The organism is Streptomyces sp. NPDC059696 (genome assembly GCF_042733745.1).
Classification (GTDB): domain Bacteria; phylum Actinomycetota; class Actinomycetes; order Streptomycetales; family Streptomycetaceae; genus Streptomyces.
The window spans coordinates 25,031-42,972 of record NZ_JBHWFG010000011.1 but is presented as its reverse complement, the minus strand read 5'-3'; the positions used below and the strand labels follow the sequence as shown (position 1 = coordinate 42,972).

The following is a 17,942-nucleotide window of genomic DNA, read 5'->3' as shown; positions in this document are numbered from 1 at the left end:
GGACAACGGTGTCGGTGGACGGTCAACAGTAGCCTTCTGCGCCATGGAGTTCTTCTGCTATCACCGGGACCGGCCCGGCTCCCTCGCACTGCGCGAGGAACTGGGGGAGGCGCACTGGGCCTACATGGACCGCTTCGAGGCGGAGCTGATCGCCCGTGGCCCGACCTTCGCCGCGGACGGGGAGACGCCCACCGGCAGCGTGCACATCGTCGACCTGCCGGATCCCGCGGCGGCCCGCGCGTTCGCCTTCGACGAGCCCACCTACCAGGCCGGGGCGTACCGGGACGTCCTGCTGCGCCGGTGGCGCAACCTCCTGGGCCGCACCATGTGGGACTTCCCCGGCGGCCGTACGGGAGGACACCGCTTCCTGGTACTCGGCCTCGGCGACGGTCCGCCCGCCGACCTCGACGTACCGCCCTGCCGCGACGAACTGATCGCATACGGCCCGCTGTTGTCCGACGACGGCGCCGTGTGGCTGGGTACGGCGGCACTGCTGCGGGCGCCGGACGCGGAGACGGCGCGAGCCCTGCTGACCGGCGAGCGGTACGCCGACATCGAGGTGCACGACTGGGAGTTCGGCGGGCGAAGGTGACCGGGAGTTCTCCCCGGCGCTCCGAAATGATCTGCCCCGCAACGGTGTTGGTGAGGACATGACGCAGAGACCGGCACCTCGCCCACTGTCCGACGCGGCCCTCTCCGACCTGCTCGGTGCGCAGCGGTTCGGCACGCTCGCCACCGTCAAGCGCAGTGGCCACCCGCATCTGACCACCATGCTGTACAGCTGGGACCCCGAGTCCCGGATCGTGCGGTTCTCCACGACGGCCGACCGCGTCAAGCTCAGGCACCTGCGGCGCGACCCGCACGCGGCACTGCATGTGCAGGGCGGGGACGTCTGGTCGTTCGCCGTCGCCGAGGGGGACGCCGAGGTCTCCGATGTCACGAAGGTCCCCGGCGACCCGGTCGGCCGGGAACTGCTCGCGATGCTTCCGCCGGACGCCGAACCGGAGGACGAGGACGCCTTCCTGCGGCACCTCGTCGACGAGCGACGGGTCGTCATCAGGCTGAAGGTGGACCGGCTCTACGGGACCGCGCTCGACATCGAGGGACAGGACTGCGAGGGACAGGACTGCGAGGGACAGGACTGCGGCACGATGAGCGCATGAACACACAACGGGGCAGCACCGACGCACACACACTCGCGGACCTCGCCCGCCGACTTCGCGCGGTGGACACCGGCGGCTGGTCGCCGGAGGGGGTGCGGGCCATGGCGGACGGGCTCGGCTGGGCCCGGGGCGGCACCGCCGACCAGCCCGTCCTGATCACCGGCCGGGCCGCGGGAGACGCCCGCCTGCGCCCGGTCGGCCGGTACGAAGAGCGGCACGTCAACGGCGAGTCCTACGTGGAACTCGCCGTACCGGTGGCGATCGCGGCACCCGACGCCGCGGCACAGGCCGCCGCCTTCCGCGCCGCCCGGGAGGAACTCACCGAGGCCCTGGGGCGGCCGTCCGTCATGGGTTCGCACGGAGGGCTGGGCCCCTTCTACGAGAGTGGACCCCTCTGGGGCGCCCCCTTCCTGCGCTGGCGTGGCAGGACGGACACCCTGGAGCTGCGCGCCGGGAAGGCCGGGCCGGAGCTGGTCCTGCAACCCACCGACCCGGCCGAGGACTGGTTCTGGCGGCAGGGCCACGGCGAAGAGCACGCGATCAGCGGCTTCTTCGGCAGCAACCGCGACCCGGCCAACGCCGGCCTCGGCTTCCCCGGCGGCTGGACCGCCCACAGCTGGGAGACCGTCACCCGGTCGCTGGGCGATGTCCTGGAGGCCCTGCCCGCCGAGGCCGTCGCCCTCGGCGTCAGCTTCGGAATGCCGTTCTACGGGCGGGCCCGCGGCAGCGCGCCGCTCCTCTTCGACGTGACGTGCGGGGAACGGCTGTCGATCGGCTGCTTCGCGCCGGACGATGTCGACGCGGCCTCGCTCGGCTGGGGCACCGTCGCCGAGCATCCGGGCACGGCCTCGGTCTGGAGCGACGACGATCCGGTCTGGCGGGTCGACGCGGGTGGTCCCGGCGAACCCAAGGGCCGCGCCCTCGCCGAGATGCTCGTGGCGACGGCCAGGGCGGCGGGGGTGAGTGAACCGACCGATCTGATCCTCGGCGGCGAAGCGGAGTACGTGGACGGCTACCACGTGACGTACTACGGGCTGGGCCTGCGCACCGGCTGACGCACACAGAACGACGACAGCCCCGGGGTGGGAACCCCGCCCCGGGGCGCGGTGGTTGCCGCGCGAACCGATGACGCGCCAAGGCTTCGTGCGCACGGCACACCCGAGCTCGGCACCCTGATCCGGAGCAGTGGACGGCCGGTCGCCCACCGGCCTGACAGCGGCCCGGGTGCCCAGGGTCGCGGAGAACCGCGCGACGAGCCGCCCCCCGCCGGCGCCCGCCGGACTATCCGGCCTGCCCCATCCCTGCCGCGTTGGGCCAGCTCTGGGCCGCGGGCCACCCCGTGGCCGGAGCCGGAGTCAGGCCGTTCGTGCCCCGTACCTGCGCGGCCGTCAGGCCGCCGCGGGCGGGGACGCCGGGCGGCGTGGGCCCGGTGAACGGAGCCGCCAGGGGCGACGGTGCAGGAGCCGGCGCCGGAGCAGGGACCGGCGCCGGGGCTTGGGCCGCGGGGGCCGGCGGCGGTACGGAGGCCTGGGCCGCGGGGGCCAGCGGCGGGGCCGGGGCGGCCATCGGCTGGGGCACGGACTGGGGCACGGACTGCGGCACGGATTGCGGCACCTGCTGGGGGATCTGCTGGGGGATCTGCGGCTGCGGCATCTGGGCCGCGGCCGGCATCGGCATCCCGCCGCCCGTACCCGCCGGTGCGGCGGACGCGGCGGCGGGGAGCGGCATGCCGATGCCGGTGGCCGGAGCGGGGGCCGGTCCCGGCCCGCCGACGGGGGCGGCACTCGCGGCGGCGGGCAGGGGCGCCGGCGCGGCGGTGAACCCCTGGCCGCCCGTCCCGGTGCCCGCGGCGGCCGCCGGGGCCGCGACGAGTCCCGGCCCCCCGGCCCTCGCCGCGGCAGCCGGCGCCGGCGCCGACCCCATGGCCTGTGCCGCGAGCCCCCGTACGCCCGCCCCGTTCGTCTCGCTCACCAGCCGGTCCACGGCCGCCGTACCCGAGCTGTAGCTGGTCCCATTGCCCAGCTCGGGTACGGCGGCTCCCCTCCTGGACGTCCCGTAGAGCACCTGTTCCAGGCCGGACACCAGGCGACGCACGTCCACCTGGGGGCGCACCACGAGACGCAGGAAGCGGCTGGACGAACCGATCTTGTTGCCGCATTCGCGGACCAGGATCCGGTGCTCGGTGAGCATGCGGTCCCTCACCACGGTGCCCTCGGCGCCCACGGGGAGGCGCACGAAGAGGAAGTTGCCCTGCGACGGGTAGACCGTCAGACCGGGCAGGGAGGACAGCTGGCCGGCCATGTCGAGCCGGTCGCGGCGCACCTGCTGCAGGCTCTGCGCGTACTCGGCGCCGTGCTCCTTGAGCATGAAGACGACGTGCTCGGCGAAGGAGTTGAGGTTCCACTTCGGCAGCATCGAGCGGATGCGGCCCGCGAGCGCCGGGTTGGCGACGAGGTAGCCGAAGCGGATGCCGTGCAGGCCGAAGTTCTTGCCGAGGCTGCGCAGCACGACCACGTTGGGCCGCAGCATCGCCTCCTGGACGACGGACGGCTCGGCCTCGGCGTCCGCGAACTCCAGGAACGACTCGTCGATGACGACCAGGTCGAGGTCGGCCATGGCGTCCATGAACTGCACGATGGCGTGCTTGTGCAGGAAGCCGCCGTCGGGGTTGTTGGGGTTGCAGATCACCGCGACGCGGGTGCCGCGGGCCCGGATGAACTCGGCGTACTGGGCGAGGTCGAGGGCGAAGCCGCTGGACTCCTGGAGCGGGAACATGTCGACCCGCTTGCCGGTCTCCATGGGCTGGTCGGTCCAGCGCCCGAAGGTGGGGACGGGGACGGCGAGCGACTCGCGGACCAGCAGGTGGTCGATCCAGGTGATGAGCTCGGTCGAGCCGTTGCCCATGGCCACGCACTGCGGCGGGAGCTGGAGCAGGCTGCACAGCTCGGCCGTGATGGTGTCGGCGCTGCTCGGGTAGTACGTGATGATGTCGCGCAGCCGGGCCGCCATGTCCTCGAACATGGCCGGGGTCGGGAAGTACGGGTTGCAGGGGATACAGAAGTCCACGGGGCCGGCTCCCTCGCCGCCCTCACGTGTCAGAGCCGCCATCGACGGGCTGTGTGCCGCGGTACTGCGGAACAGCGACGTGACGTTGTCGGCCATGGAACCTCCGTATGGGGCGGACCCGTTGGGGACGGACGGACCCGACGTTTAAGGGCGGCCCGCGCGGGGGAGCGCGGGCCGCCCCTTCATACGGAGACCACGGTCACACTGTTCAACCGTCGGGAGAACGGTCGGAACATGTGCCCGGACCGCGGAGGTCTGTCGGCGGTCTCAGCAGCCGAACGTGTGGATCGTCGTCGTCCGGTACGTCTGCCCCGGTCGCAGCACCGTCGAGGGGAACTTCGGCTTGTTCGGCGCGTCCGGGAAGTGCTGCGTCTCCAGGCACAGCGCGTCGCCCTGCCGGTAGGTGCGGCCGGACGGGCCGGTCAGGGTGCCGTCGAGGAAGTTGCCGGAGTAGAACTGCAGGCCCGGCTCGTTCGTGGCGATCTTCAAGGACCGGCCGGAGGCCGGGTCGCGCAGGGTCGCGACGTGCTCGGGCCGGGCGGTGATGCCCTTGTCCAGCACCCAGTTGTGGTCGAAGCCCTTGGCGGTGACCAGCTGCGGGTGGGAGGTGCGGATGTCCCGGCCGATCGGCTTGGCCCGGCGGAAGTCGAAGGGCGTGCCCGCGACCTCGGCCAGCTCGCCCGTGGGGATCAGACCCGCGTCGGTGGGCGTGTAGCGGGACGCGGCGATCTGCAGCTCGTGGTCCTCGATCGTGCCGCTGCCCTCACCGGCCAGGTTCCAGTACACGTGGCTGGTCAGGTTGACCACGGTGGCCTTGTCGGTGGTGGCCTCGTAGTCGATGCGCCAGTCGCCGTGCCGGGTGAGCGTGTACGTCACCTTCGTCCTGAGCGTGCCCGGGTAGCCCATCTCGCCGTCGACGGACGTGTAGTACAGGTGCAGGCCGACGTCGGAGCCCTTGGTGAACGGTTCGACGTCCCACACGCGCTTGTCGAAGCCCTTGGCACCACCGTGCAGGCTCTGCTCACCGTCGTTGACGGACAGCTGGTAGTCCTTGCCGTCCAGGGTGAACGTGCCCTTGCCGATGCGGTTGCCGTAACGGCCGATCAGAGCACCGAAGTACGGGCTCTTGGCGACGTAGTCGTCGAGGTTGTCGAAGCCGGCGCTGACGTTGGCGTAGCGGCCGCGGCGGTCGGGGATCTCCAGGGACTGCACGATGCCGCCGTAGGAGAGGACCTTCAGCCGGGTGCCGCCGTTCTCCAGCGACCAGCTGTGGACCTTGGTGCCGTCGGCGAGCTTGCCGAAGAGCTTCTTCACCGGCTTCCTGCCTCCCGTGGCGTGCGCCGGGCCGCCGAGCGTGGTGGCGGCCACGCCCGCTGCCGCCGCTCCCGCGATGACCGTGCGTCTGTTCAGTTCCATGTGCGGCTCCCGATAAGGAGAGGGCCCCGCCTTCCCGGCGGGGCCCGATCTGACTTACGAACCGACCTTGCGCTTGTTCCACACGTCGAACCCGACCGCCGCCAGCAGCACCAGGCCCTTGATGACCTGCTGCCAGTCGGTGCCGATGCCGACGAGGTTCATACCGTTGTTCAGCACGCCCAGGACCAGGCCACCGATGATCGCGCCGAGCACGGTGCCGACACCGCCGCTCATCGACGCACCGCCGATGAACGAGGCCGCGATCGCCTCCAGTTCGAAGTTGAGGCCGGCCTTGGGAGAGGCCGCGTTGAAGCGGGCGGCGAAGACCAGACCCGCCAGGGCCGCGAGCATGCCCATGTTCAGGAAGACCAGGAAGGTGACCTTCTTGTCCTTCACACCCGACAGCTTGGCCGCCGGGAGGTTGCCGCCGATCGCGTAGATGTGGCGGCCGATGATCGCGTTGCGCATCACGTAGCCGAAGCCGACGAGCAGCACGCCCAGGATGAGCAGCACGATCGGGGCGCCCTTGTAGCTGGCCAGCAGCAGGGTGAGCGTCAGCACCGCGGCGCCGATCGCGACCAGCTTCAGCAGGAACAGCTTGGCGGGCGGGACGTCCAGGTCGAACTCCTGCTGCCGCTTGCGGTCACGGACCTCCTGGAAGATCACGAAGGCGATCATCGCGAAGCCCAGCAGCAGGGTGAGGTTGTGGTAGTTCGTGTTCGGGCCGACCTCGGGCAGGAACCCGTTGGCGACCTTCTGCAGCCCGTCCGGGAAGGGGCCGAGGGTCTGGCCCTCCAGGAAGATCTCCGTCAGACCACGGAAGATCAGCATGCCCGCCAGGGTCACGATGAACGACGGTATGCCGCCGTACGCGATGAAGAACCCCTGGACGGCACCCGCGACCGCGCCCACGGCCAGGCACAGCACCACGGCGAGCGGCCACGGCAGATCCTGTTTGACCATGAACACCGCGGCCATCGATCCGACGAACGCCGTCAGTGAGCCGACCGAGAGGTCGATGTGGCCGGCGATGATGACCAGCATCATGCCGATCGCGAGGATCAGGATGTAGCTGTTCTGCAGCACCAGGTTGGAGACGTTGCGCGGGAGCAGCAGGTCACCGTCGGTCCAGACGGCGAACAGGACCACGATCAGGCCCAGCGCGATCAGCATGCCGTACTGCCGCATGTTGCGGCGCATGCCGTCCAGCACCAGCTGCAACAGGCCGTCGCCCGCGGCCCCTCCGCTCTTGCCCGGCGGCGCGGGGGCCGGGCTCTTGGCGGTCACGTCCGTGCTCATCGGGTTACCTCTTTGTCCTTCGTCATCTGACGCATCAGCGATTCCTGGGAGGCCTCGGCCCGCGAGAACTCACCCGTCAGCCGCCCCGCGGCCATCGTGTAGATGCGGTCGCACATGCCGAGCAGCTCGGGCAGCTCGGAGGAGATGAAGACGACCGCCTTGCCCTGGGCGGCCAGCTGGTCGATGACCGTGTAGATCTCGTACTTGGCGCCGACGTCGATACCCCGCGTCGGCTCGTCCAGGATCAGCACGTCCGGACCCGAGAAGATCCACTTGCTGAGGACGACCTTCTGCTGGTTGCCGCCGGAGAGCTTGCCCACCGGTTCGAACACCGTCGGCGCCTTGATGTTCATGGACGTGCGGAAGCCCTCGGCGACCTGCCGCTCCTCGTGCTCGTCGACCACACCGCGCCTCGCGACCTTGCCCAGGGCGCTCAGCGAGATGTTCCGGTTGATGGTGTCGATGAGGTTGAGGCCGTAGTGCTTGCGGTCCTCGGTGACGTACGCGATGCCGTGCTTGACCGCCTCGGGGACGGTCTTGGTGCGGATCTCCTTGCCGTCCTTGAGGACCGTGCCGCGCGCGTACCGGCCGTAGGTCCGGCCGAAGACGCTCATCGCGAGTTCGGTGCGGCCGGCGCCCATCAGGCCCGCGATGCCGACGATCTCCCCGCGCCGCACGTGGAGCGAGACGTCGTCGCACACCTTGCGCTGCTGGTCGATGGGGTGGTGCACGGTCCAGCCGCGGATCTCCAGGGCCGGGGCCGCGCCCTCCTCGGGCTCGTGCGGCGACCGGTCCGGGAAGCGGTTCTCCAGGTCCCGGCCGACCATGCCGCTGATGATCCGGTCCTCGGTGGTCTCCGGGGCCTTCACGTCGAGGGTCTCGATGGTCTGGCCGTCGCGCAGGATCGTCACCGAGTCGGCGACCTTGCGGATCTCGTTGAGCTTGTGGGAGATGATGATCGAGGTGATGCCCTGCTTCTTCAACTCCAGGATGAGATCAAGGAGTTTGCCGCTGTCCTCGTCGTTCAGGGCGGCGGTCGGCTCATCCAGGATGAGCAGCTTCACCCGCTTCGACAGGGCCTTCGCGATCTCCACGAGCTGCTGCTTGCCCACGCCGATGTCGGCGACGCGGGTGTCGGGGTGGTCACCGAGCCCCACCCGGCGCAGCAGTTCGGAGGCGTGCCGCAGGGTCTCGGTCCAGCTGATGATCCCCCGGGTGGCGTGCTCGTTGCCGAGGAAGATGTTCTCGGCGAGGGAGAGGTAGGGCACCAGGGCCAGTTCCTGGTGGATGATCACGATGCCGCGTTCCTCGCTGGCCCGGATGTCCTTGAACCGGCAGACCTCTCCCTCGAAGAGGATGTCGCCCTCGTACGTGCCGTGCGGGTGGACGCCGGAGAGGACCTTCATCAGGGTCGACTTGCCGGCGCCGTTCTCCCCGCAGATGGCGTGGACCTCGCCCTGGCGGACGGTCAGGGTGACGTTCGACAGCGCCTTGACGCCGGGAAAGGTCTTGACGATCGAGCGCATTTCCAGGACGGGTCCCGCCATGGTCGTGCCTTCCAATCAGTGGTGAGTCGTCGGTCGGTGGCGGGGGCCTACTTGAGGTCGGCTGCCGTGTGGTAGCCGGAGTCGATGACGACCTTCTGGTAGTTGGACTTGTCGACGCTCACGGGCTTCAGCAGGTACGCGGGCACGACCTTCACGCCGTTGTCGTAGGTCTTGGTGTCGTTGAGCTCCGGCTTCTTGTCGTTCAGCGCGGCGTCGACCATGTTCGTGGCCACCTTGGCGAGTTCGCGGGTGTCCTTGAAGACCGTCTGGGTCTGCTGGCCCGCTTCGATCGACTTCAGGGAGGCGACCTCGGCGTCCTGGCCGGTGACGACCGGCAGGGGCTTGCTCTTGGAGCCGTAGTCGTCGGACTTCAGCGCGGACAGGATGCCGATGGAGATGCCGTCGTAGGGGGAGAGGACGGCGTCGACGCGCTCGGTCTTGTAGGCCGAGGTCAGGATGTCGTCCATGCGCTTCTGGGCGGTGCCGCCGTCCCAGCGCAGGGTGGTGACCTGGTTGAGCTTGGTCTGGCCGGAGCGGACGACGAGCTGCTTCTTGTCGATGTACGGCTGCAGGACCTTCATCGCGCCGCCGAAGAAGTAGCGCGTGTTGTTGTCGTCGTTGGAGCCGGCGAACAGCTCGATGTTGAAGGGGCCCTTCTTGGAGCCGTCCTTCAGGCCCAGCTTCTCGGCGATGTAGGTGCCCTGGAGCTCGCCGACCTTCTCGTTGTCGAAGGAGGCGTAGTAGTCGACGTCCTTCGTGCCGAGGATCAGGCGGTCGTAGGAGATGACCGGGATATTGGCGTCCTTGGCCTGCTGGAGCACGTTGTTCATCGACTTGTTGTCGATGGCGGCGATGATCAGCGCCTTGACGCCCTGCGTGATCAGGTTCTCGACCTGAGAGACCTGCTGGTCCGGGTCGTCCTCGCCGTAGACCAGCTTGGGCTTGTAGCCCTTGGCCTCCAGGTTCTTCTTGACGTAGTCGCCGTCGAGGATCCAGCGCTCGGAGGACTTGGTCGGCATCGCGATGCCGATGGTCGCGCCCTTGGTGTCCCCTTCGCCCTGCTTGCTGCCGCCCTCGCCGCTCTGGCCGCAGGCGGACAGGGTCAGGGCGAGGGAAGCGGCTCCGGCTATGGCGGTGACTGCGGCTCTGCGGATACGCATGATCATCATCCTTGATCTGTGGCAGGGCTCGGTCTGAGGGCGCGAAGTCGCTCCGGGTGGTCGTGCCGGAAAGACCGAGAAGAGATGTGGTGGATTCTGGTTGGCTCTGTCTTGTTCTGTGAAGCCGAGTAGCCGGAACGTTATGACGAGGTTTCGAAACGTTGCAGTTCGCCCGGCAGGCGCGACCCCAGTGGCGCCATGTCGCCGTCCGCTCCGTGGCGGGCCAGGAGGTCCAGGGCGAGCCGTCCGCGCCGCACCCGCTCCTTGGCCGTGGCCAGGGTCAACTCCCGCAAGTGGTGCCCGTACGGGTAGATCCCGGGGGACTTGGAGAGGCCGAACTTCAGGTACAACGGGGCCCCGCGTCTGATGAGTTCGGCCACCTCGTACATGCGGACGTAGCCGCCGAGGTCGTCCGGTGCCTCGATGTACATGTCCATCGGCGCGCCCGACACCCGGCGGATCTCGGTGAGGTGATCGAGCGTCAGGTCGCTGGGCACGTTGACCGAGTCGGCGCCGAGGCGCTCGTACACCGCGTAGGCCGCCGGGTTGACCGGCCCGATGAGCGCGGAGACCTTGAGGGTCGTGTCGGCCGGGATGATCCCCGCGACCCGTGCCCGGTGCAGCGTCCACAGCACGCCCTCGTCGGCGACGAGCAGGCACTTGACGCCCAACTCGGTCGCCCGGACGGCGTCTTCGACACAGCCGGCCACGGCGTCGTGGCCGCGGGCGCGCAGACCGGCCCCCCGCGAGTCGGTGCGGGTGGACCCGCCGATGTCCCAGGTGCCGCGCGGGCCGGTGAACAGGCAGAGCTCGATGTCGCGTTCACCGGTCGACTCGACCATCTCGGTGATCTCGGCGTCGGACAGCATCCACACGCCGCTGCCCTGGCTGATCCGGTGGATCGGCACGTCCAGCCGCGAGGCCTCCTTCAGTACCACCGCGAGTGCCTCGGGGCCCTCGCAGGAGGGGATCTCGGTGCGCCAGCGGCCGCCGCCGGGGAAGGAGTGGGCGGAGGTGTCGGCGGGATCGGGATCGGGTGCGCTCAGGCCCAGTGCGGCGAGGGCCGGCTCACCGGGCCGGCGGGCTGCCGTGGCGGAAGCGTCGGTCACAGGAATGTCCTTCGGTTCGATATTTCGGACGAGGTTCGCGGCCCTGGGTAGGACAAGGCTGGGTGTACGCCGGTACGGGGGCCGTCAGGTCGCCCCCGTACCGGCGTACGGCTAGGGGCGGAGCAGGACCTTGCCCACCTTGGGATCGCCGGCCCCGACCAGCTCGATGGCCTGCGAGAACTCGGTGAGGGGCACCTCGTGCGTCACCAGCGGCAGCGGGTCGAGCAGACCGGCGGCGAACACCCGCACCGTGTGCGCCCAGGCGTCCGGCGGCGCACCGAAGACGGTGTGCACCTCCAGCTGCCGTACGACGAGGCCGGTCGGGTCGAGGCCGTCGGCGTCCGGTGCCGGGATGCCGGTCAGGACCAGCCGCCCGCCCCGCCTGAGCAGGCCGGCCGAGATCCGGGCGGCGTCCGCGGACCCGGCCGTCTCGATCACCACGTCGAAGTCGTCCGGGAGTTGCTGGTCCTTCGTCCGGAAGTCCGTCGCGCCGTACCGGCGTGACAGGGCCTCACGGTCCCGGCGGGTGCCGACGACCAGCAGCTCGGCCGGTGAGTTCGCCTTCAGGAACTGCACGGCGAACATGCCGAGCGTGCCGGTGCCGACCACGGCGACGCGCTCGCCGGGCTGCGCGTTGCCCTTCAGGGCGGCGGCCGCGATGCACGCGGCGGGCTCCAGGAGGGCCGCGGCCGTCAGGTCGCAGTCGTCCGGGAGGACGTGCAGGAGACGGGCCGGGAGGGTCAGCGTGGCCGCCATCGCGCCCGGCTGGGTGAACCCGGTCTCCTCGTAGCCGGCCGTGCACAGGGTCGTGTCGCCCGCGTGGCAGCGGTCGCAGACCTGACAGTTCCGAAAGCCCTCACCGACCACCTTGCGGCCCACGAGGGAGGTGGGGACACCGGCGCCCACGGCCTCGACCGTCCCGGACCACTCGTGGCCCGGGGTCAGCGGATAGCGCACGTAGCCCTCGGGCCGGTTGCCCTGGTAGACCTCGCGGTCGCTGCCGCAGATCCCGGTGGCGTGCACCCGCACCAGGGCCTCGCCGGCCTCGGGCCGCCGGGGCTCGTGCGGGACGAGACGGTGCTCGCCCGGGGCGTCGACGACGACCGCGGTGCTCACTGCGAGCCCTTCGGCTTGCGCTGTTCCCAGCCCTCCGCCCAGAGGTCGAACCGGGCCTGCTGCTGGGGGAATTCGGCGGCGGCGTCGACGTCCAGCTCCACACCGAGGCCGGGGGCGTCGCAGAGGTGGAAGCAGCCGTCCTCCGGGTTCACCTGCGGGGCGCCCTTGACCACCTTCTTGATCTCCGCGTCCGCGAAGTCGTTGAAGTGCTCAAGGATCTTGAAGTTCGGGGAGGTGAATCCGACCTGGAGGGACGCGGCGGTCAGCACCGAACCGCCCACGTTGTGCGGAGCCACCAGCATGTAGTGCGTCTCGGCGGTCGCCGCGAGCTTCCTGGTCTCCCAGATGCCGCCGATGTGGCCGACGTCGGGCTGGATGATGTCGACGGCCTGGCTCTCGAACAGCTCGCGGAACTCGATCCGGTCGTGGATGCGCTCACCGGTGGCGACCGGCATGTCGACCTTGGCCGCGACCTTCTCCAGCGCCTTCAGGTTCTCCGGCGGGACCGGCTCCTCCAGCCAGGCCGGCTTGAAGGGCGCGAGCTCCTTGGCGAGACGGACCGCGGTCGACGGCGAGAACCGGCCGTGCATCTCCAGCATCAGCTCGGCCTCGGGGCCGATGGCGTCGCGCACGGCCTCGATCAGGGAGACCGCGTACAGGGTCTGCTCGTGGTCCAGCTCGTAGTGGCCGGTGCCGAAGGGGTCGATCTTCAGCGCCCGGTAGCCGCGCTCCATCACGCCCTGGGCGGCCTTGTGGTAGGCCTCCGGGGTGCGCTCGGTGGTGTACCAGCCGTTGGCGTACGCCTTGACCTTGTCGGTGACCTTGCCGCCCAGCAGCTGCCAGACGGGGACCCCCAGGGCCTTGCCCTTGATGTCCCAGCAGGCCATCTCGATCACGGCGATACCGGACATGACGATCTCGCCCGCCCGGCCGTAGTCGCCGTACTTCATGCGCTTGACGAGGTCCTCGACGGCGAAGGGGTCCGAGCCGAGGATGTGGTTGGCCTCGGCCTCCCTCAGGTAACCGAGAAGGGCGTCGGTGTGTCCCAGCATCCGGGTCTCGCCGACTCCGGTGAGCCCCTCGTCGGTGTGCACCTGGACGTACGTCAGGTTGCGCCACGGCGTCCCGACCACGTGTGTGCTGATTCCGGTGATGCGCACGGCGGTTGTCCCTCGCTGCTTCGTCGGCTCGGTTCTTCTCAGTCTGTTCCGTCAGCGTCCCGCACGCGTTCCGGCACCTCGCCTGTTCGAGATTTCGGCATGCGTTCGAAATGCTGGCGTGACAGTAAGGATCGGGCGCCGGGGGTGTCAATGGGTCGCGCGCATAACGGTTTCGACAGTTTCGAAACCACTCGTCCGACGGGTCCCTACAGAACCTTCACAGCGGGATCTAGGAACGTGACCGGCGCGGAACTTAATCTTCCCGCGTCATGGACTACTGCGACCCGTGCCGACGGCACCTCAACGGCGCCCTCGCCTGCCCGGGGTGCGGCACCTCCGCCCCAACGCTGCGCCGACGCGACCCGGTCCACGCCGGGCACGCCCACGGACCCGCCGAGGCGTACGGCGAGGTCGGCTACGCCTATGACGGCGGCGAGGCGTACGGCGCAGGCGGCGCGGCGCGTGGCGACGACACCGAGGGCGACGCGTACGCCGATGACCGCGACGCGTACGCCGATGACCGCGACGCGTACGCCGATGACGGTGACGCGTCCAGCCGTGACGATGACGGTGACGCGTACGGCGACGATGATGACGGTGACGCGTCCAGCCGTGACGGTGACGGTGACGCGTACGGCGACGAAGAGGGCGAGGGCGAGCACGTGGGGCGTGCGGCCCGGCGGCGTGGGCGCGGGCGTGGCCTGTCCGCCGACGGCCCGGGCGGGTCGAGCCGCCGTGACCGCAAGGCCGCGGCCCACCGCCGCCGCCGGCGCCGGACCCTGTTCGTGGCCGCCGGGTTCGTGCTGGCGGCCGGGGGCCTGAGCCTCGCGGAACTCGGCATGGACGCCCCGAGTTCGACACCCAGGCCTGCCGCGGCCGGGGGCGAGTCGGCCGACGGGGACGCCGCGCCGGAGACCGGTGAACCGGGCCGCGGTGCGGACGGGAAGGGTGCGGACGCCGAGGGCCCGTCAGGCTCCGCTTCACCGACCGCGTCCGACTCGCCGTCCGCTTCCGGATCCCCCAAGGACGAGAAGTCGGAGTCCCCGGACGCCGACGCGCCGTCGAAGGACCCCGAGTCGGCGTCGGGAGCCGCCCCCACCGGCCAGGCACCCTCTCCCACGGCGGCCCCGCCGACCTCCGGCCCGGGCCCCGAACCGACCTCGGACCCCACCACCCGCGCCCCCGAACCGGAACCCTCCGCTTCCGAGCCGTGCAAGCGGTTCCTGTGGTGGTGCACCTAACGTTCACCCGGCCGGCCTTACGAGGTCACCGACACAGAGATCACCGGACGGGGACCCTGAAGCGGCCCCGGCTCAGTCCAGCATGCGCCGTAGTGTGTCCCGCAACGCCACCCGCTCCTCCTCCGAGAGCCCGGCCAGGGGTTCGCGGGCGAAGCGCAGGGACTCCCGCAGGCTCCGGGCCACCTCGCGCCCCTCGGCCGTCGCCGCCGCCACCTTCACCCGGCGGTCGGCCGGGGCGGGCCGGCGCTCGACCAGGCCCCGGGCCTCCAGCCGGTCCACGATCCCCGTGACGTTCGACGGCTCGCACTTCAGTTGCTGGGCCAGCCTCCGCATCGGCAGCGGTTCGAGACACAGCAGACTGAGCAGCCGTGCCTGCGCGCCGGTGAGGGAGTGCTCCGCCGCAGCCGACTCGTAGTCCTCGTGGAACCGGGCCACGACCTCCCCGATCAGCTCGACGACCTCGAGGGTCAGCGGATCCGGGTGTCCGGTCATGTCCTGGGGTGTCGACGTGGTGGAGGCCATGCCGTCGAGGGTACCCGGTTATTTGACAACCTGAAATTTTCAGGAGCATGGTTGTTTCAGGTACTGAAACATCGAGTCAGTGAGGTAAGGCGCACCATGACCGACACCCCCGCCCTCCCCGCCGTCAGCCGCGAGTGGCACCTGTCGAGCCGTCCCGTCGGCTGGCCCAAGCCCGAGGACTTCGCCTTCGTCGAGGTGGACGTACCGCAGCCGGGTGAGGGCCAGGTCCTCGTCCGGAACAAGTACCTCTCCGTGGACCCGTACATGCGTGGCCGCATGAGCGACGCGAAGTCCTACGTCGCCCCCTTCGAGCTGGGCAAGGTCATGCAGGGCGGCGCCGTCGGCGAGGTCGTGGCGTCGAACGCCGAGGGGCTGTCCGTCGGGGACCACGTCCTGCACTTCCTCGGATGGCGGGAGTACGCGGTCGTCGGCGCCAAGAACGCCGTGAAGGTGGACCCGGACGCCGCGCCGCTGTCGACGTACCTCGGTGTGCTGGGCATGACCGGCCTCACCGCCTACGCGGGTCTGCTGCGGACCGCCGCCTTCAAGGAGGGCGACACCGTCTTCGTGTCCGGCGCCGCCGGAGCCGTGGGCGGCCAGGTCGGCCAGATCGCCAAGCTGAAGGGCGCCGCCCGGGTCGTCGGCTCCGCCGGTTCGGACGAGAAGGTGAAGCTTCTCAAGGAGGAGTACGGCTTCGACGCCGCCTTCAACTACAAGGACGGGCCCGTCGCCCAGCAGCTGCGCGCCGCCGCCCCCGACGGCATCGACGTCTACTTCGACAACGTCGGCGGTGACCACCTGGAGGCGGCCATCGGTTCCCTCAACGAGGGCGGCCGGATCGCCGTCTGCGGCATGATCTCCGTCTACAACGACACCGAGCCCGCCCCGGGCCCGAGGAACCTCGCCCGCCTGATCGCGACCCGCGGCCGTATCGAGGGCTTCCTGGTCGGTGACCACTACGACCTGCAGCCGCAGTTCGTCCAGGAGGTCGCCCCCTGGGTCGCCTCCGGCGAGCTGAAGTACCGCGAGACCGTCGTCGAGGGCATCGAGAACAACCTGGAGGCGTTCCTCGGCGTGCTGCGCGGCGACAACACCGGGAAGATGATCGTCAAGCTCTGACGCCGTCAACCCCGGACGCCTTCCTTGTGGATTCCGGCATGCGGTAACTTGTTTCCGAATCCGTCCCGGCCCGGGCGCGAGCCGCGGCGGACGACCTAAGGAACACAACCGCATGCCGATCCAGCAGTCCGACGTCCTGTACACCGCCGTCGCCACCGCCGAGAACGGGCGCGACGGCCGGGTCGCCACCGACGACGGCAGGCTCGACGTCGTCGTCAACCCGCCGAAGGAGATGGGCGGAAGCGGCGCCGGCACCAACCCGGAGCAGCTGTTCGCCGCCGGGTACAGCGCCTGCTTCCAGGGGGCTCTCGGTGTCGTCGCCCGTCAGGAGGGGGCCGACCTCTCCGGTTCGACCGTCACCGCGAAGGTCGGCCTCGGCAAGAACGGGGACGGCTTCGGGATCATCGTCGAGATCTCGGCGGACATCCCGAAGGTGGACCGGGGGACCGCCCGGTCCCTGGTCGAGAAGGCCCACGAGGTCTGCCCGTACTCGAAGGCGACCCGCGGCAACATCACCGTGACGCTGGTCTGACCACGCTCGTTGCCTACGCGGAGGCCGCACCCTTGGACGTGGGGTGCGGCCTCCGCCCGTGCCCGGGCCGCCCGCCACCCCTAGAGAGCCAGCGCCGCCGTGTGGACCGAGCGGGCCAGCCGGTCGTTCTCCGGGGCCGCACCGCCCGGGAAGGCGAACCGGCGGCGCGTGTAGCCGTAGGCCAGGCCGCTCCACGGGTCCGCGAAGGCCTGGGAGCCGCCCGCGCCGCTGTGCCCGATCGTCCCCGCGCCGAGGAACGGGTGCCACGTGTCAGCCGTCGTCTGGAAGCCGAGCCCGAACGACTTGTGGGCCCGGGCCACCAGGTCGTAGCCGGCCGAGTGGAACTGCCCGAACTCCGCGACGGTGTCCGGCTTCAGCAGCGCCGGCTGTTCGCCCACTTCGCTGATCGCCGCCGCGTACATCCGCGCCAGCCCCCGCGCGGACGCCACCCCGCCCACCGATGCCGGGCCCTTCGCCCGGACCAGCGGCATGTTGGGGAGGGAGGCGAGGTCGGTCGGCTCCGCCGCGTTGCGGTTGAACGCGATCGAGGCCAGAGCGTGCGGTCCCGTGGGCGTGGCGTCGAGCACGGCCCGCTGCTCGTCGGTCGGCTCCATCGGCTGGGTGCTGCGGAAGCGTGGCTCCTCGGACGCGGACAGCCCCAGATGGAAGTCCAGCCCGTACGGGAGCCTGACGCGCTCCTGGTAGACCTCCTGGAGCGGCCGGCCGGTCGCCCGGCGTACGACCTCGCCGACCAGGGCGCCGGCGACCAGCGCGTGGTAGCCGAAGGCCGTACCGGGGCGCCAGAACGGCCGCTGGTCGGCGAGGCGCTCCGCGAGCTGACGGTCGTCGGCCAGCTCCGCGAGCGTGAAGCCGGTGTCGGTACCGACCACCCCCGCCCGGTGCGCCAGCAGGTCCCGCAGCGTCAGGACGCCCTTGCCCTCGGCCGCGAACTCCGGCCAGTAGTACGTCACCTTGCGGTCCAGTTCGAGCGTGCCGTCCTGGACGAGCAGAGCCACGACCAGGTAGGCGGCGCCCTTCGTGGACGAGAACACACCGTAGAGGGCGTCGGCCTCGGTCCCCGCCCACAGGTCGACGACCTTCCGGCCGCGGACGTAGGCGCACAGCTGCCCCTCGTAGTCGGCCCGCTCCCCGGCGACGAACGCGGCGAACTCCTCGCGCACCGCCTCGAAACCGTCCGCCACATCGCCGTGGATCTCCTGCGTCATCCGCTCTCCTTGACTGAAGCGCTCTGTGCCACTGTGATCATTTCCCCTGCCACCTGCGGGAATTCCTCTCCGGGAGGGTCCCGGAAGAGTGGTTCGACGCCGCATCGGCGAGCCTGCCGGTGCCGGGGAGGGCGGCGGTCGGCCACGGTCTCGCAGCAACGGTTCTCTCGGTGCGCACACCTCCCTCCTCCCGGGTCTTCCCGGGATCGGTACGGCGAGGTGGACCGGTTCGACTCAACGGCGCCCCCGTGCGGCCTGTGACAGCG

At 70.5% G+C, this 17,942-nt stretch carries 16 protein-coding genes; 6 read left to right on the top strand and 10 right to left on the bottom strand.

Annotated elements, in window-relative coordinates:
* Nucleotides 1-43 precede the first annotated feature (43 nt).
* Genes ACFV20_RS14570 through ACFV20_RS14560 form a run of 3 tightly spaced genes read left to right on the top strand, consistent with a single transcriptional unit; the run spans nt 44 to nt 2,218 of the window.
* Nucleotides 44-592, top strand: a complete 549-nt coding sequence (locus ACFV20_RS14570; RefSeq protein ID WP_385656185.1) for a YciI family protein — start codon at nt 44-46, stop codon at nt 590-592.
* A gap of 58 nt (nt 593-650) precedes the next feature.
* Nucleotides 651-1,163, top strand: a complete 513-nt coding sequence (locus ACFV20_RS14565; RefSeq protein ID WP_385656183.1) for a PPOX class F420-dependent oxidoreductase — start codon at nt 651-653, stop codon at nt 1,161-1,163.
* Complete coding sequence (locus ACFV20_RS14560; RefSeq protein ID WP_385656181.1) at nt 1,160-2,218, top strand: hypothetical protein; 1,059 nt, start codon at nt 1,160-1,162, stop codon at nt 2,216-2,218. The genes ACFV20_RS14565 and ACFV20_RS14560 overlap by 4 nt, the downstream gene beginning before the upstream one ends.
* A 226-nt stretch (nt 2,219-2,444) precedes the next feature.
* Here the strand turns inward: ACFV20_RS14560 and ACFV20_RS14555 are convergent, their stop codons facing one another.
* The 8 genes from ACFV20_RS14555 to ACFV20_RS14520 all read right to left on the bottom strand — a co-directional run bounded on the left by ACFV20_RS14555 (nt 2,445) and on the right by ACFV20_RS14520 (nt 13,036).
* Nucleotides 2,445-4,325 carry a pyridoxal phosphate-dependent aminotransferase gene (locus tag ACFV20_RS14555; RefSeq protein ID WP_385656179.1) on the bottom strand — a complete coding sequence of 627 codons (1,881 nt, stop codon included), beginning with the start codon at nt 4,323-4,325 and terminating at the stop codon, nt 2,445-2,447.
* A gap of 171 nt (nt 4,326-4,496) precedes the next feature.
* The gene (locus ACFV20_RS14550; RefSeq protein ID WP_385656177.1) at nt 4,497-5,645 is read right to left on the bottom strand and encodes an aldose epimerase family protein; all 1,149 of its coding nucleotides are present in this window, start codon (nt 5,643-5,645) and stop codon (nt 4,497-4,499) included.
* Nucleotides 5,646-5,699: 54 nt separating this feature from the next.
* The gene (gene mmsB / locus ACFV20_RS14545) at nt 5,700-6,944 is read right to left on the bottom strand and encodes a multiple monosaccharide ABC transporter permease (protein WP_385656175.1); all 1,245 of its coding nucleotides are present in this window, start codon (nt 6,942-6,944) and stop codon (nt 5,700-5,702) included.
* The gene (gene mmsA, locus ACFV20_RS14540; protein ID WP_385656173.1) at nt 6,941-8,491 is read right to left on the bottom strand and encodes a multiple monosaccharide ABC transporter ATP-binding protein; all 1,551 of its coding nucleotides are present in this window, start codon (nt 8,489-8,491) and stop codon (nt 6,941-6,943) included. Before mmsA ends, mmsB begins: the two co-directional genes overlap by 4 nt.
* Nucleotides 8,492-8,538: 47 nt before the next feature.
* Nucleotides 8,539-9,651 (bottom strand): multiple monosaccharide ABC transporter substrate-binding protein, encoded by a 1,113-nt coding sequence (gene chvE, locus ACFV20_RS14535; RefSeq protein ID WP_385656171.1) that lies wholly within the window; start codon nt 9,649-9,651, stop codon nt 8,539-8,541.
* Nucleotides 9,652-9,791: 140 nt separating this feature from the next.
* Nucleotides 9,792-10,760, bottom strand: a complete 969-nt coding sequence (locus ACFV20_RS14530; RefSeq protein WP_385656170.1) for a hypothetical protein — start codon at nt 10,758-10,760, stop codon at nt 9,792-9,794.
* A 111-nt stretch (nt 10,761-10,871) separates the two neighbouring features.
* Nucleotides 10,872-11,876 (bottom strand): zinc-binding dehydrogenase, encoded by a 1,005-nt coding sequence (locus ACFV20_RS14525; protein WP_385656168.1) that lies wholly within the window; start codon nt 11,874-11,876, stop codon nt 10,872-10,874.
* Nucleotides 11,873-13,036: a mandelate racemase/muconate lactonizing enzyme family protein gene (locus tag ACFV20_RS14520; protein WP_385656166.1), complete on the bottom strand. Its 1,164-nt coding sequence runs from the start codon at nt 13,034-13,036 to the stop codon at nt 11,873-11,875. Before ACFV20_RS14520 ends, ACFV20_RS14525 begins: the two co-directional genes overlap by 4 nt.
* A 269-nt stretch (nt 13,037-13,305) precedes the next feature.
* On the opposite strand from ACFV20_RS14520, the gene ACFV20_RS14515 reads away from it, so the two are divergent.
* Complete coding sequence (locus tag ACFV20_RS14515) at nt 13,306-14,277, top strand: hypothetical protein (RefSeq protein ID WP_385656165.1); 972 nt, start codon at nt 13,306-13,308, stop codon at nt 14,275-14,277.
* Nucleotides 14,278-14,349: 72 nt separating this feature from the next.
* On the opposite strand, the gene ACFV20_RS14510 is transcribed toward ACFV20_RS14515, so the two are convergent.
* Entirely contained in the window at nt 14,350-14,799 is a 450-nt protein-coding gene (locus ACFV20_RS14510) for a MarR family winged helix-turn-helix transcriptional regulator (RefSeq protein WP_385656163.1), read from the bottom strand.
* Between the two features lie 96 nt (nt 14,800-14,895).
* On the opposite strand from ACFV20_RS14510, the gene ACFV20_RS14505 reads away from it, so the two are divergent.
* Together ACFV20_RS14505 and ACFV20_RS14500 are read left to right on the top strand one after the other, a co-directional pair.
* Nucleotides 14,896-15,918, top strand: coding sequence for an NADP-dependent oxidoreductase (locus ACFV20_RS14505; RefSeq protein WP_385656161.1), 1,023 nt, complete (start codon nt 14,896-14,898; stop codon nt 15,916-15,918).
* 112 nt (nt 15,919-16,030) lie between these two features.
* A complete protein-coding gene (locus ACFV20_RS14500; protein WP_385656160.1) occupies nt 16,031-16,450 on the top strand; it encodes an organic hydroperoxide resistance protein in 420 nt (139 codons plus the stop codon).
* Nucleotides 16,451-16,530: 80 nt separating this feature from the next.
* On the opposite strand, the gene ACFV20_RS14495 is transcribed toward ACFV20_RS14500, so the two are convergent.
* Nucleotides 16,531-17,676 carry a serine hydrolase domain-containing protein gene (locus ACFV20_RS14495; RefSeq protein ID WP_385656158.1) on the bottom strand — a complete coding sequence of 382 codons (1,146 nt, stop codon included), beginning with the start codon at nt 17,674-17,676 and terminating at the stop codon, nt 16,531-16,533.
* Nucleotides 17,677-17,942: the final 266 nt, after the last annotated feature.

Bases quoted from the DNA above. Each gene is read 5' to 3' on its own strand.
- ACFV20_RS14570 (WP_385656185.1), top strand. From the start codon at position 44: ATGGAGTTCTTCTGCTATCACCGGGACCGGCCCGGCTCCCTCGCACTG.
- ACFV20_RS14565 (WP_385656183.1), top strand. From the start codon at position 651: ATGACGCAGAGACCGGCACCTCGCCCACTGTCCGACGCGGCCCTCTCC.
- ACFV20_RS14560 (WP_385656181.1), top strand. From the start codon at position 1,160: ATGAACACACAACGGGGCAGCACCGACGCACACACACTCGCGGACCTC.
- ACFV20_RS14555 (WP_385656179.1), bottom strand. From the start codon at position 4,325: ATGGCCGACAACGTCACGTCGCTGTTCCGCAGTACCGCGGCACACAGC.
- ACFV20_RS14550 (WP_385656177.1), bottom strand. From the start codon at position 5,645: ATGGAACTGAACAGACGCACGGTCATCGCGGGAGCGGCGGCAGCGGGC.
- mmsB (WP_385656175.1), bottom strand. From the start codon at position 6,944: ATGAGCACGGACGTGACCGCCAAGAGCCCGGCCCCCGCGCCGCCGGGC.
- mmsA (WP_385656173.1), bottom strand. From the start codon at position 8,491: ATGGCGGGACCCGTCCTGGAAATGCGCTCGATCGTCAAGACCTTTCCC.
- chvE (WP_385656171.1), bottom strand. From the start codon at position 9,651: ATGCGTATCCGCAGAGCCGCAGTCACCGCCATAGCCGGAGCCGCTTCC.
- ACFV20_RS14515 (WP_385656165.1), top strand. From the start codon at position 13,306: ATGGACTACTGCGACCCGTGCCGACGGCACCTCAACGGCGCCCTCGCC.
- ACFV20_RS14510 (WP_385656163.1), bottom strand. From the start codon at position 14,799: ATGGCCTCCACCACGTCGACACCCCAGGACATGACCGGACACCCGGAT.
- ACFV20_RS14505 (WP_385656161.1), top strand. From the start codon at position 14,896: ATGACCGACACCCCCGCCCTCCCCGCCGTCAGCCGCGAGTGGCACCTG.
- ACFV20_RS14500 (WP_385656160.1), top strand. From the start codon at position 16,031: ATGCCGATCCAGCAGTCCGACGTCCTGTACACCGCCGTCGCCACCGCC.
- ACFV20_RS14495 (WP_385656158.1), bottom strand. From the start codon at position 17,676: ATGACGCAGGAGATCCACGGCGATGTGGCGGACGGTTTCGAGGCGGTG.